Source organism: Actinoplanes sp. ATCC 53533, assembly GCF_003947245.1.
Genome location: NZ_QHHV01000105.1, coordinates 48,551 through 61,453, shown reverse-complemented (window position 1 = coordinate 61,453; position 12,903 = coordinate 48,551). Strand labels below are relative to the sequence as shown.

At 68.7% G+C, this 12,903-nt stretch carries 12 protein-coding genes; 1 reads left to right on the top strand and 11 read right to left on the bottom strand.

Translation table 11 applies throughout. From position 1 onward, the window contains the following. Window positions 1-94 precede the first annotated feature (94 nt). The gene (locus DMB66_RS31345; RefSeq protein ID WP_158647431.1) at window positions 95-958 is read right to left on the bottom strand and encodes a phytanoyl-CoA dioxygenase family protein; all 864 of its coding nucleotides are present in this window, start codon (window positions 956-958) and stop codon (window positions 95-97) included. A gap of 172 nt (window positions 959-1,130) precedes the next feature. Between DMB66_RS31345 and DMB66_RS31340 the strand changes: the two genes are divergently transcribed. Further along, the gene (locus tag DMB66_RS31340) at window positions 1,131-1,898 is read left to right on the top strand and encodes a DinB family protein (protein WP_125807718.1); all 768 of its coding nucleotides are present in this window, start codon (window positions 1,131-1,133) and stop codon (window positions 1,896-1,898) included. Window positions 1,899-2,191: 293 nt separating this feature from the next. On the opposite strand, the gene DMB66_RS31335 is transcribed toward DMB66_RS31340, so the two are convergent. The 10 genes from DMB66_RS31335 to DMB66_RS31295 all read right to left on the bottom strand — a co-directional run bounded on the left by DMB66_RS31335 (window position 2,192) and on the right by DMB66_RS31295 (window position 12,848). After that, window positions 2,192-2,875 (bottom strand): FMN-binding negative transcriptional regulator, encoded by a 684-nt coding sequence (locus DMB66_RS31335; protein ID WP_125807717.1) that lies wholly within the window; start codon window positions 2,873-2,875, stop codon window positions 2,192-2,194. 2 nt (window positions 2,876-2,877) lie between these two features. Beyond that, window positions 2,878-4,683: a gamma-glutamyltransferase family protein gene (locus DMB66_RS31330; RefSeq protein ID WP_125807716.1), complete on the bottom strand. Its 1,806-nt coding sequence runs from the start codon at window positions 4,681-4,683 to the stop codon at window positions 2,878-2,880. Further along, window positions 4,680-5,090: a cupin domain-containing protein gene (locus DMB66_RS31325; protein WP_125807715.1), complete on the bottom strand. Its 411-nt coding sequence runs from the start codon at window positions 5,088-5,090 to the stop codon at window positions 4,680-4,682. The genes DMB66_RS31330 and DMB66_RS31325 overlap by 4 nt, the downstream gene beginning before the upstream one ends. A gap of 37 nt (window positions 5,091-5,127) precedes the next feature. Then, entirely contained in the window at window positions 5,128-6,141 is a 1,014-nt protein-coding gene (locus DMB66_RS61520) for a class I SAM-dependent methyltransferase (protein ID WP_158647430.1), read from the bottom strand. 14 nt (window positions 6,142-6,155) lie between these two features. Beyond that, window positions 6,156-7,136 carry a hypothetical protein gene (locus DMB66_RS61515; RefSeq protein WP_158647429.1) on the bottom strand — a complete coding sequence of 327 codons (981 nt, stop codon included), beginning with the start codon at window positions 7,134-7,136 and terminating at the stop codon, window positions 6,156-6,158. After that, the gene (locus DMB66_RS31315) at window positions 7,123-7,668 is read right to left on the bottom strand and encodes a VOC family protein (RefSeq protein WP_199752723.1); all 546 of its coding nucleotides are present in this window, start codon (window positions 7,666-7,668) and stop codon (window positions 7,123-7,125) included. The genes DMB66_RS61515 and DMB66_RS31315 overlap by 14 nt, the downstream gene beginning before the upstream one ends. A gap of 59 nt (window positions 7,669-7,727) precedes the next feature. Then, window positions 7,728-8,426 (bottom strand): aspartyl/asparaginyl beta-hydroxylase domain-containing protein, encoded by a 699-nt coding sequence (locus tag DMB66_RS31310; RefSeq protein WP_233624978.1) that lies wholly within the window; start codon window positions 8,424-8,426, stop codon window positions 7,728-7,730. Window positions 8,427-8,669: 243 nt separating this feature from the next. Continuing rightward, window positions 8,670-9,560, bottom strand: coding sequence for an LLM class flavin-dependent oxidoreductase (locus DMB66_RS31305; protein ID WP_125807712.1), 891 nt, complete (start codon window positions 9,558-9,560; stop codon window positions 8,670-8,672). 10 nt (window positions 9,561-9,570) lie between these two features. Next, window positions 9,571-11,922 carry an amino acid adenylation domain-containing protein gene (locus DMB66_RS31300; RefSeq protein WP_199752721.1) on the bottom strand — a complete coding sequence of 784 codons (2,352 nt, stop codon included), beginning with the start codon at window positions 11,920-11,922 and terminating at the stop codon, window positions 9,571-9,573. Further along, complete coding sequence (locus tag DMB66_RS31295; protein WP_158647428.1) at window positions 11,919-12,848, bottom strand: hypothetical protein; 930 nt, start codon at window positions 12,846-12,848, stop codon at window positions 11,919-11,921. Before DMB66_RS31295 ends, DMB66_RS31300 begins: the two co-directional genes overlap by 4 nt. Between the last annotated feature and the right edge of the window lie 55 nt (window positions 12,849-12,903).

The window sequence follows — 12,903 nt, the reverse complement described above, 5'->3', positions numbered from 1 at the left end:
CCCAGCGAGGTGGCGACGTCAGGACCGAGCCGGTTCGACGCCGATCGCATCGATTTGAGTCGCGAGGATCTCGGCGAACCTCTGCCGGTGGTCGTCAGTGGCCATCGGACTCGACCTTCGGGAAGGGGAAGCCGTTGAGGTTCTCCTGGTGCATCCGGTTGTGGCCGTACTTGTCCTCGCCGGACACCAGGACGCATCCGCTGAGACGGTCGATGTGCTCGTAGACCCGCACGGACGGCGAGACGTAACGCGACGCCAACCCCACGCGCCTGGTGGCACTCGTGTTGGGGTGCGAGCCGTGGACGCACTTGGCCAGGAAGATGACGAACTGGCCGGGCTTCAACTCCATGTCGACGATCTCGTGATCGTTCGGATCCCAGTCCTTGTCAAGCTTGAGCTCTGAGTAGTCGTAGCCGTTGTGGGATTTGTTCTCCACGTTGTAGGACTGCTTGTGGCTGCCGGGCAGGAAGCGTAGGCAGCCGTGCTCCTTGTCCGTCTCGGAGAAGGCCGTCCAGACGAACAGCTCCTGCGTGGCGGCCGTGGACTCCTCGGTGTAGCGCAGCGAGGGATACGAGACGGTTTCCGCCTCGTTGTACACAGTGGATGCATCGACCTGGTGCCAGCCCGTTCCCGAGCCGCCAGGCTCCCTCTCGAAGATGTGCGTCTTCCAGCACATGATGTCGTCGCCCATAAGGCTGCGAAGCTTGTGGACGATCGCCGGCTGGGCAATGTTCCGCGACAACGTGTCGCAGTCCAGGTGCCGGTCGCAGTTGATGGTGGTCGAGTTGTGCGGCTTGTTCGCCGACGTAACCATCTCGATCATGGCCTGGCTCCAGACCAGCGGAGCCTCGTCCTCGGCATAGAGGTCGAAGGGGCCGAGGAACCCGTTCTCATTGAAGGACTCCACCTGTTCGGCCGTCAGCCCTCGGATCGCCGGGTCGCTCGTTCTTTCCGCCACCTTGACCCCCTTCTTTCGATGAGGTACCTGCCAGCCAGACAAGCCTGGAACGAGGAATGCGGGCGGGCCAGTCGATCCAACTTTAGGCGGCGCGGACGGACGGGTCTTGTCACTGAAACGGGGGTTGTGCCATTCACTTGCGGGGGCGGGACGGATACGGGAAGCTGTGCCGATGCCTGCTGAGTACACCCAAAGTGACCAGTTCCGTGGTGGCCGCATCCACCTGTGCGACCTCTCCGGCCTCGAGATTCGCGATTGCGACGTCACCGGCCTGAAGATCGTGGACTGCTATGGGGGTGCTGTTTCCCTCGGTGGCGGCTTCGAGCGTGTGGTTGTCAATGACGTCGACGTGACTGCCTATGTCGAGGCCGAGCTCGACCGGTTGCATCCCAACCGGGTGTTGGCCCGTGAGGCCGCGTCCGTCGCCGAGTACCGGGCTGCTTGGGATGCCATCGAGAAGCAGTGGGAGGAGACGCTCGATCGCGCCGGGCGCCTATCCGAGGCGAAGTTGCATGAGCGGGTCGACGGCGAGTGGTCGTTCGTCGAGACGCAGCGGCATCTGTTGATGGCCGGCGATGCCTGGGTCGGTAACGCCGTGCTCGAGGAGGATGCGCCGTGTCACCCGTTGGGCCTTCCTGGTGGTGGGATCCCGGCCGCGGAAGCGTCGGCGAAGCTTGGGCTCACCCTCGATGCGACCCCGACGCTTGGCGAGGTGCTCGCGCCGCGGCTCGCCCGGATGGCCACGGTGCGTCGGGTCGTTGACGGGCTCACCGAGGCTGAGCTCGACCGGGTGTGTGGTCGTAAGCCGGCCGATTTTTACCCGGACAAGGACTACGTCGTGCGTCGCTGCCTCAGCGTGGTGTTCAAGGAGGAGGCCGAGCATCACCGGTACGCGGTGCGCGACCTCACCGTGCTCGAGGCCGATACCCGCACCGAGTGAAAGCGCCCAGGCGGCGTACCTCCTCCACCCGCCGGCCAGCGGGACCGGAGCACCTCCGCGGGTGAGGGTGGCGAGGAACTCGCGGTCCGCCGGTGGAAGCAGGTGTCCAGAGTGAACACCTCGCCGGTGCCGACACCGATGGCGCCAACGCTGGTTCGCGGTGGTGGTCCGAGGCAGCCGGTTGCGCAACAGCCTCATCAGCGTGCGCGGCTTGGTCAACCGCCCATGGGGGATGACTGGTCGTGGGTCCGGCGACCACCAGGTCAACGCGTAATCTTGTGCGGTGGGGCAGGTCAGCAGGGGCAGGAGGACACGGTGTCGTCCGGCGATCCGGCGGAGCCGCCCATCCCGGCCTCCCGCATCAGCCGGGCGATCGGCCAGCCGGCGCCGCTGGGATCCGCCTCGTAGCGGCGGATCACCGACTCCTGCACGTCCGCCGGCTTCTCCTGGCTGAGTTTGAACAGCGCCTCCACCGACTCGATCGTCAGCCGGAAGGCACCGACGCCGTGCACGATCCGGCGGAAGTAGTCGACCGAGGAGGTCTGGTCCCAGCCCGCGCCGAAGCGATCCTCCAGGCGAGCGGCCGTCCACCGGACGACCATGAGTGTCTCCTCCCTCCCGCGGATCAACCGGAGGCGGCCGCAGACGTGCACGGCCGCGAAGTTCCACGTCGGCGCGGAGGGGTCGCCGGGGTAGACGGCCGGCGTGACGAAGCCGCCCGGCCCGTCGAACATCAGCCGGGCGTACGTGCCGTCCGTGAGCGCCTTCCAGTGCGGGTTGGCGCGGTTGAGGTGGCCGAGGATCTCGGTGCCGGCCAGCGGGCCGGACTCGGGTTCACCCGGCGCGACCAGGGCCGGCAGGCGGGTGGCCAGGGGAACGGTCGTCCCGTTCGTGGTGAGCGTCGCGAGGGGGTGGCCGTCGATGATCCGGCGGTGCCAGTCCTCGTCCTTGATCCGGTAGTGGCTCGGTACGAACATGGCTACCGACACACTCCGTAGGCCTGGCGGCCGCGCGGGCCGGTCGCGGCCCGAAGGAAGCCGGTGTCCGGGTCGACACCGGCGGCGCAGACCTTGCCGAGGGTGGACGCCGGCACCACGTCGAGCCGGTGGCCCTTCCGCTCCAGGCCGGCGAGCACCTCGGGCCCGAGCGAGCGCTCCGCGACCAGCACGCCCGGCCGGGAGGCGCGCGGCGCGAACGACTGCGCGAAGTGGTCGATGTTGACGGCGGGGAGCTCGGTCGCGGCCTGCGGTTCCAGCCCGAACCCCGCGATCGCGAGGAACACCTGGAGCGTCCACTGGTCCTGCTGGTCACCGCCCGGCGTGCCGAACGCCAGGAACGGCTCGCCGTCGCGCAGCACGATACTGGGGCTCAGCGTCGTGCGCGGACGCCGGCCGGGCGCCAGCGAGTTCGGGTGGCCGTCGACGAGCCAGGCGGTCTGGCCGCGGGTGCCGAGCGGGAAGCCGAGATCGGGGATCACGGGTGAGCTCTTGAGCCAGCCGCCGCTGGGCACGGCCACGGCCAGGTTTCCCCACCGGTCCGCGACCGCGACGGTGCAGGTGTTCCCGGCGCCGGCCTGCGGCGCCCCGGCGGTCACGGTGGGTATGCCGCTGCGCAGCTGGGTCATCCAGTCCGGCTCGTCGGCGCCCGGCTGCTCCGGTTTGGCCTGCGGGATCCAGGGCTGGCCGGGGCCCACCCGGCCGGGTTGGGGGTCGAGGGCCGCACGGTCGCCGATCAGCGAGCGCCGCCGCGCGGTGTACTCCGGCGCCAGGAGCTCGGCCATCGGCACCGGTGTGTGCGCCGGGTCCCCGTACCAGGCCTCGCGGTCGGCGAACGCGAGCTTAGCCGCCTCCGCGAGGGTGTGGACGTAGTCGACGGTGCCGAGCCCCATGCCGCGCAGGTCGCAGCCGGACAGGATCGCCAGCTGCTGGAGGAAGACCGGGCCCTGCGACCACGGCCCCGGCTTGTAGACGGTGAAGTCGCCGTACGGCAGCGCGCACGGTTCCTCGACGGCAGGCTGCCAGGCCGCCAGGTCGTCGCCGGTGAGCAGGCCGCGGTGCCGGCCGCCGGTGGAGTCGAGCACCTCGGTGGTACGCGCGAAGCTGTCGATCGCGTCGGCGACGAAGCCCTCGTAGAAGGCCGCCCGGGCCGCCTCGAGCTGGGCCTCCCGGTCGGTCGACGCGGCCCGCGCCTCGCGCAGCAGCCGCTCGTAGGTGCCGGCCAGCGCGGCGTTGCGCATCCGGGCGCCGGCCGCCGGTACCGCGTCGCCGGGCAGGTAGGTGCGCGCGGACGCGGTCCACTCCGTCCGGAACAGCGGAGCCATCGCCGCGACCGTCGCCGCGGCGCCGGGCAGCAGCGGGTAGCCGCCGGAGGCGTACCCGATCGCCGGTTCCAGGACGGTGGCCAGTGGCATCGTGCCGAACTCGGCGAGCAGGCGCATCCAGGCGCCGAACGCGCCCGGCACGGTCGCGGGGAGCAGGCCCGCCGCGGGCATCTGCTCGACGCCGAGCGCGCCGAACCGCTCGATGGTCGCCGCCTGCGGCATCGGGCCCTGTCCGCAGATGACGCGTACCACGCCGGCCGAGCGCGGGTAGACCGAGATCACGACGTCGCCGCCGGGCCCGTTCGAGTGCGGCTCGATCACCTGGAGGGCGAAGCCGGCGGCCGCCGCCGCGTCGAAGGCGTTGCCACCCCGGTCGAGGATGCCCATGCCGACGGCGGACGCTAACCAGTGCGTCGAGGCCACGGCGCCGGAGGTACCGGTGAGCTGGGGTCGCAGGACGGTCATCGCTGGGTTGACCCGGTGAGCAGCAGGCCCAGACAATACGTGCCCGGTTCTGCCTTGCGGGTGACGAAGTGGTGCACCGTACCGGCCGGGATGAAGAATGTCGCCGGCGAGGTCAGCGTGTGGTGGCGTCCGTCGGCGACCACCTCGATCACGCCACCGCCCGGATTCGGTGACAGCAGCAGATAGATCTCGGGACACTCGTGGGTATGCGGATCGGCCACCGGCTTTCCCACCTTGTCGCTGAGCTCGCCGCCGGCCAGCTCCAAGCACAGCCCGCCGTACATGTCGTCGGTCAGGTAGAACGGTGTGGGTGCGTGATGTCCGGGAATCTCACGGAACAGCGGAAGATCCATTCGGGAGGCCGGGGCGGCGGCCGCGACTGCGGAGCTTGCGGAAGGGGTGTCCATGGGGTGTTCCTCCGGGTACGGCGGCGTCGATGACGGATCAGGCTGGGGTCAGGTGGAAGATGAAGCTGAACGCGGGAAGTTCGATGAGCCGCTGATCAGCGAGACGCCAGCCGCTCTCATCGATCACCGAGTACCACTCGTCGAGCGTGGGCAGGTACTGGTCCATGATCGCGTGCACGGTCTCGAAGCCGAGCGTGAACATGGGCAGGTCCGGGCCTTCGACGCCGACGGACCGACAGGTGTCGCCGAGGAGGAGGTTTCGTGCGTTGGGGAAGGTCTCTCGGAGCTTCTGCAGTGTCTTCACGCAGTTGTCCCGTGGCCAGAAGTCGTGCCCCATGAGGAAGCAGGTGACCAGTTCGGCGTCGGCGTACTCCGGCCTCGGCGACATGTTCAGCACATCATCCCGGAGCAGCGTGATCCGGTCCGTCAGGTTCGCATCCCGGATCGCCTCTCCCGCGACCGCCAACGCCCCCGGGGCGATATCGACCCCGATGGCCCGGATCGCGGGTCGCCGCTCGGCCAACATGATGATCCGATCGCCGCTGCCACAGCCGAGATCGGCGACGGTCGTGTAGTCGATACCGTCGAGGAGATCCCGCAGCGGCGGGTCGAAGAAATTGCGGGCGATGCTCCGGCAGGCCACGCTGATCGCCCGCGAATCGCGGCGCATCTGGCGGTCGGAGCGTTCATCGGTGCGAACCAGGGTGGTGAGATTGGTGAAGAGCTCGCCACAGCCCCTGGTCAGCCAGTAGAAGAAGCCCTTGGTACGGAACGCCTCGTCGAATCCCGGTCCGCGCCGGGCCAGGTTCGTCCCGGCGTCGACGACCACGATCCTGCGGCTGGACAGCGCGACAAGGATCCGGTCAACCGCCTGCGGGTGGGTGCGGGTGCGGGCGGTGAACTCGGGTACGTCGACAGCGTCCCGGTCGGCGAGCTCGTCCAACAAGCCGATGTCCCAGGCCGCGCTGAGAGCGGCTGCGGCCACGGCACCGTTGAAGGTATCCGCACAGTATCGCGCTTCCTTGGACAGATGGGTTGTCGCGGCGGTCATGTCTTCCTCAACTTTCACATCGTGGAGCTGGTCCGGACCGTTCTCGATGGGTGGGCCTGGGTGGCCGGCGCGCTCACGAGGCTCAGGATCTCCAGGACGCAGTCCGTCAGTCCCGCCTTCCGTCGCATCACCTCCGGGGTCCGCAGGCGGGGCGGTTCCTCGTGCGCGCTCGGCGCGAAGGAGGGGTACAGGCCGTTCGCGGTGACGTCGAGAAAGATGGCGTGCAGTCGCCGGACCAGCTGGCTGGCGACAGCGAGCTGGGAGACGGCCGCCGCACGGCTGGTCAGGAAGATGCCGTCGTACAGCCACATCAAGGTGTCCCGGGGGATCTGCTTTCGGCCCTTCGGTTTGGGACTCTGCAGCAAGGACACCTCTCCCGAGGACAGGACCTTGTCTGCGATCCCCTCGTGAACCTGCTCGTTGAGTTCGCACTCGTGGCGCAGGGCTTCCGCCACGGTGCCGGAGCCGATCGTCACCTTGCCCCGGATCAGCGGCCGGACCGCTGGATAGTCGCGGGCCCAGGCGCCGGTGAGATTGACGTGCTGGCGGGCCATCGGCATCCGGATGACCGGTCCGTAGATGTGCCGGGGGGCGGAGCTTCCGTACATCAGCATCAGCGAATAGCCGGACACCAGCAATCGCGCCTGCGTGGCGAGCTCCTCGTGTTCGACCCGCGCGGCCTCGCTCTCCCGCAGGATGGCCCCGAGCATCTGCCACAGCAGGAAGGTGGTCTGGTGGGCGGTGATCCACCGGAACCAGAACAGACGGTCGATGTCCTCGGCACTGTCCGGACGCAGGTCGTGGATCGAGGCGGGTGACGCGTGCGCCAGCCGTTCCCGCAGGTCCTCGATCCGCATCGGGTCCACGGGCACTGTTCGGGGTACCCATCGGGAGGGCAGGGCCAGCGGCTCGAGCCCGTAAGGATGACCGCCGAACTCCCATTCCGCGCCGGACGGGAGGGTGGTGACGACGGCCGGTGCCTCAAGCGGATGCATCGGCGGCATCCGTTCCCTCGGAGGTATCCGGAAGGTAGGTGAATTCGAGCTCCAGGCCGTTCACGTCGTACGCGTAGAAGCTCCGCATGCCCTGACCGTCGATGTCGATCTCGGTGGCCGGCTCGGCGCGAGCGAAGGTGAAGCGGCCCGATTCGTACAGCTCCCGATACCGGCCGCGCCACAGTCGCAGCTGTTCCGGCGTGTCGACCCGGATGCACAGGTGCTGGAACTGGTTCACCTCGCCGGCCGGCGGCCCGTGTGTACCGCGGTCGCGGGTGAACAGGTGCAGGCGGATGTCGCCCACGGCCACCTCGACCAGGCGGGTCAGGCCGGGGAGCCGCCGCCGGCTCAGGTCGGAGAAGCCGCCGCTCATCTCCCAGGAGACCGTGCAGCCGAGAAACTCCCGGTACCAGAGGACTGCGTTCTCCAGGTCCATCGTCTGGATGCCCACGTGGTCGATCGCCCCGGTCAGCGGAACCGGGCGGGCCGAGGGCTTGCCCGGCGCGGCCACGTCAGATGTGGTTGGGGCCAAGGTTCTTTCCTGTCTTCGGAGGAGTTCCGCAGTTCTCGGGCAGCCGGCGGCTCGCGTGGTTATGTGTCGTAGGGGGACCGTTCGATGGTGAAGTAGCGACGCAGCTCCTCGATGTGCCGGCGGGTTTCGGTGTCCTCGCAAGCGCGCGCGATGTCCATCATCGTGCTCCACACGAAGTCGTCGCCACCGTCGCACCGGTAATGCTTTTTGATGACGATGCTGAATATCTCGTCGACCGTTTCCATTGTCATGACGTCGGCGAGCCGCAATAGGCTGGCGCGGTCGGCATCGGTGACCGGAAGTCGTTTGACTATCCGGTCCTCCGGAATGCCGGCGTCGGCGCTGTGGCCAGGGATCGTGATCAATGGCTTCTCGGACGGCGCGTTCACGAAGTCGAGCATGAGGTGGATCCGCGCCTCGGTGGAGAGCACCGCCAGCGAGTGGATCACTGAGGCGTCGAGGAACCAGATCTCGCCCCGGCGCATCCGGTACACGGTGTTGCCCTCGCTGAAGAAGCAGTTCTCGTTGGTGGCGAGGGGGATGTGCGCCCGGTGGGCGTTACGGGTGTCGTCCGGGATGTCGCTGAGCTCGAGCAGGTCCCGGTGCGGCATGGCCACGCTGTTCTGCACCTTCGCCAGCCGCACGAAGTTCAGCCGATCCAGATCGACAACCGTGCTGATCAGCTCGCGGAGATAGGGAAGCTGGTTGCCGTACTCCGTGAACGCGCCGGGCTGGTGGTGATCGTATTTGGTGACCACTCCGTCACCATCGGCTCCGCCCGGGGTCCAGAGCATGCAGCTCCTATAGGCGCCGCGGGAAAGGTAGTCGCTGTGCGCTTCGGACCACGGGAGTGAATCGCTGTGCTCGAGGTCTTTGGCGAGGCGGACGTCATCGAGTGGGGTGTCCGCTACATAGTGGGTTCGCATCGGATCACGCAATCCCTCTCAGCCGAATTCGGGGCTCCTCCGGTACGCTAGGCGACTCCCGCTTTGGTACGCAGGTCACGTATTCCGGTGACGATCCAGATCCTCGGCCACTTTCTCCAAGATCTCCACCTTTCCCGAATAGGGTTCGCTGCGCCGAGGCCAATGCACGACGATATCCGTAATGCCGGCTTCGGCGAATCGGCCCGCTGCATCGGAGAACGCCGTCGGCGACTCGAGAACACCGCCCACGGACGGGCCGCAGACCAGCAACCGGGCCACCGTGGCCGGGTCACGGCCGACCTCCACGCAGGCCTTCTCGAGCGCCTCCACCTGCCGGCGGACGACGGGGAGCGCCTGTTCGTACGGCGCGCTCTCGACCCGGTTGGGCTCGCCCGTCGTCACCCAGTACGAGCCGTACTCGGCCGCCAAGCGCATGCCGCGGGCCCCGCCGGCGGCGACGGCGAACGGGACGCGGGGCCGCTGCTGGCACAGCGGGTACGAATGAACCTCGTCGGCGACGTAGTAGCGGCCGTCGAAGGTAGTGACCGGCTGCCGCAGGAGCGAGTCGGTGAGCCGCACGTATTCCGCGAACCGCTCGGTCCGCTCCCGCCGGCTCCACGCGGTCCGGCGGGTCATGGTGGCGTCGAAGCCCTCGGCACCGGCGCCGAGACCGAGGATGAGGCGGCCGCCGGAGATGTCCTCGATGGCGGCGACTTCCTTGGCCAGGTACACCGGATGTCGCAGGTTGGGCGAGGCGACCAGGACGCCCAGCCCGATCCGTTCGGTCTCCATGGCCGCCGCGGTCAGCGTCGGGACGAAGGTGAACCAGTCCTTCGCGCGGAACGCCCGCCAGTTCAGGTGGTCATAGGTCCACGCGTGATCGAATCCCATCTGCTCGGCCCGGCGCCACTTCACGCGCGCCGTCTGCCAACGATCCTCCGGGACGATCTGGATGCCGAATCTCATTTGTCTTCCTTCATCCGGCCAACCAGGATCTCGTCTCGGGTGGGCACCCTCCGTCGCGGATCGTCGCGGCCACGTCGCGCAACGTCCCGTCGAGGAGTTTCGTCAGGTCGGGCGCGGTTCGCAGGATCGCCTGGCACTCGGCGCGCAGCCGGAACGTGAGGAGCGAGTGGCCGCCGAGCTCGACGAACGTGTCCAGGACGCTGATCTGCGACCGCCCCAGGACCCGCCGGTAGATCTCGACGAGGGTGGCTTCCAGCTCGTCGGCGGGGGGCACGACCGTACGCTCGGGCTCGGTCGACGCCTGCCAGATCTTGATCAGCTCGTCGTGGTCCAGCTTTCCGTTCACCGTCGCCGGAAGACGGTCCACGGGCACGACCTGCGCTGGCCGCATCTGGCGGGGCAGTCCGGCCGCGAGTTCGAGGAGCGCCGCGGGGTCCAGGTCGGCGGTGGTGCGCCCGCCGGCGGGGACGACGAAGGCGAGCAGGCGGGGCGGCGGCCCGTGGGCGATCACCGCGCAGTCGCCGACCGTGGGGTGAGCGGCCAGCACCGCCTCGACCTCACCGGGTTCGATCCGCAGGCCACGGATCTTGACCTGCCGGTCGATCCGGCCGAGGTGCTCCAGCGCGCCGTCCTCGCGAAGCCGACAGAGGTCACCGGTGCGGTACATCCGCGACCCCGGCGGCCCGTGGGGATCCGCGACGAACCGCTCCGCGGTCCTGCCCGGCTGCCGCCAGTAGCCGTCCGCCAGGCCGACAACACCGCTGATGTACACCTCCCCGGGCGTGCCGACCGGGACAAGATCGAGGTTGGTGTCCAGGACGGTTGCCCGGAAGTTGTCCGCGGGACGGCCGACCGGAACGACTACGCCGTCCCAGCCGGGCTCGATGACGTTGTCGGTGACCGAACCGGCCTCGGTGGGACCGAAGGCGTTGACGAGGATGCTGCCGGGCAGCGCGGCGTGGAAGGCCGCCGGGATCCGCGGGCTCATCGACTCGCCGCCGCACACCAACCACCGCAGCGCGTGGGCCCCGACCCGAGACATCTCGTCCAGGAAAGCAGGCACCAGCGTCGTCACCAGGAAGATCATCGACACGTCGTGGTCCCGGATGAGTCCGGCGAGGTGCCGCGGGTCGCGCTCGCCGCCGGGCCGGCAGATCACCAACCGCGCCCCATGGTAGAGCGGCCAGAAGATCTCCCAGATGTGCACGTCGAACCCGGCGTAGGTCTTGTACAGGGCCGTATCGCCGAGATGGTACGGGTACTGGCGCTGCATCCAGAAGACGTTGGCCAGGGTGCCGGCCGTGCGGGAGGCCACGCCCTTGGGGCGGCCGGTCGTCCCCGACGTGTAGAGGATGTGGACCGGCTCGGAGGCCACGCCACCCGGGCCGCCGTCGAGATCCGGATTCGTCGCGGGCCGGCCGGACCATGTGCGCTCCGCGTGGACGTCGTGGATCTCCCACGCGCCGCCGGGCAGGCGAGCGCGGCAGGCCGGATCGGTCAGCACGTGGCTTGGCGCCGAGTCCGCCAGCATCAGGGCGATGCGCTGGTCCGGCAGGTCGGCGTCCAGGGGAACGTAGGTGGCGCCGGTCTTGGCCGCGGCGTAGAACGCGACAACCTGGTGGATGCCGCGCTGGAGGAAGACGCCTATCCGAGTACCCGGGCGGGCACCGCACTCGCGCAGGTGGTGGGCCAGCCGGTTCGCGCGCTCGTTCAGCTCCCGGTAGCTGACCGTGTCCCCGTTCTCGTCCTGCAACGCGACCGAATCCGGGGTTCGCTCCGCCTGCTCCTGGAACGGTTCGGCCATCGTGCGGTATCGGATATCCGGGTTGCGCTGTGGGTTGAGGCCGTGCAGGATCCGCTCGCGTTCCTCGGCGCCGACCAGCGGATGGTCGCGCATCGGCCGATCGGGTTCGTTCGCCATGCTGGTCAGCAGTTGCAGGAAGGAGCGCGCCCAGGCCTGCGCGGTGGGCAGGTCGGACGAGTCCGTCATGGTCTCGACGTACAGCTGCTGGCCGGCCCGTTCGAGCAGGATCGTCACGGCAACCGGTTCGTCGTCGCCCCCCGGTCCGGGCACGATGGTGTACCGCGGCCGGCGGGCCTGCCGGAGCGCCTCGCGGAAGGTCAGGGACAGGTCCGGGGCGCCGGTCGTCCCAACGATCGCCTCGACCGGCCCCCGGGTGACCAGGATGCGGCAGTGGGTGCCCGGGCGTGGCAGCCGCTCGGCCAGTACACCGGCGCAGAGGGACAGCGGGTCGAAGTCATCCACGCCGGCCGCCCGAGCGAGGGAGTGCAGGGTTTCCAGCACGCCGTCCGGTAGGGCGATCGGCCCGATGCAATCCGTTGTGGACAGATACCCGCTCACTGCGCGCTTCCTTCGAAGAGTCCGCAGGCGTAGAACCCCGGCGCCAGGGACTGCGCCATATACGTCTGTCCGGGCTGAATGCCGAACCGCTCGTGATAATCGGCCAGGTTGATCATCCAGTCAGCGTTTCCGCAGTGTCCGTAGGCGGCGAGCGTGTCGGCGAAGTGCAGGGTGTCCGGGCGCAGACCGACGGATGTCGCGTTGAACAGCGTCAGCGGCTTGTGCAGGTTGGCCGCGAACACCTTGGATATCTGTGCCTGCTGCCGGCCACCGGCCCGGAGCACCGCGGACAGCGTCCGTTCGGCGACATCCTTGCGCGAGACGAACGTGTCGCGGCCGCGCAATCCCTCCGGGTCGATCTTTACCGCGGACGAGACCAGCCGCACGAGTCCCGGCCGGCGGGACAGCAGGCAGCTCGCGGCCGCGTCACCGAACATCGCGTAGGGGAGCACCCGGTCGCGGTCGTGCGGCACGAAGTCCACGGCGACGACCACCACGTGGGTCGCCTCCGGATCGGCCAACAGCCGCTGACCGTGCCGAAGCGCGGTCAGCGAGCTGCAGCACCGCTGATAGGAAATGACATGAGGGACGCAGTCGTCCATTCCCAAGGCGAGTAGCACTCGGCCCGCGAAGTCGGACGGCAACAGAGCCAAGGTCGGGTCGCTGGTCGCGAACACAAGGTGGTCGATGTCCGCGGCGGCGACGCCGGCGTCCCGGAGGGTTCGGCGCACGGCGTCCACGACATAGTCTTCGACCGGCCCGGACATTTTCCGGTACGTGGTACATCCCATCTCACGGAAGTCGGTGCCGAACGACACGGTCTCCCAGAGGGCGCCGAAATCAGGGATGTTCTCCGGCTTGCATTCCACATCGCCGAAGGCGCACGCGAACGAGCCGATGCCGATGTCGTCGTGATCCGAGATCATGGTTCCCTTCGATCGGCAGAGGGTTGGGAATTGCCGGGCCCGGCGAGGTGGCGAC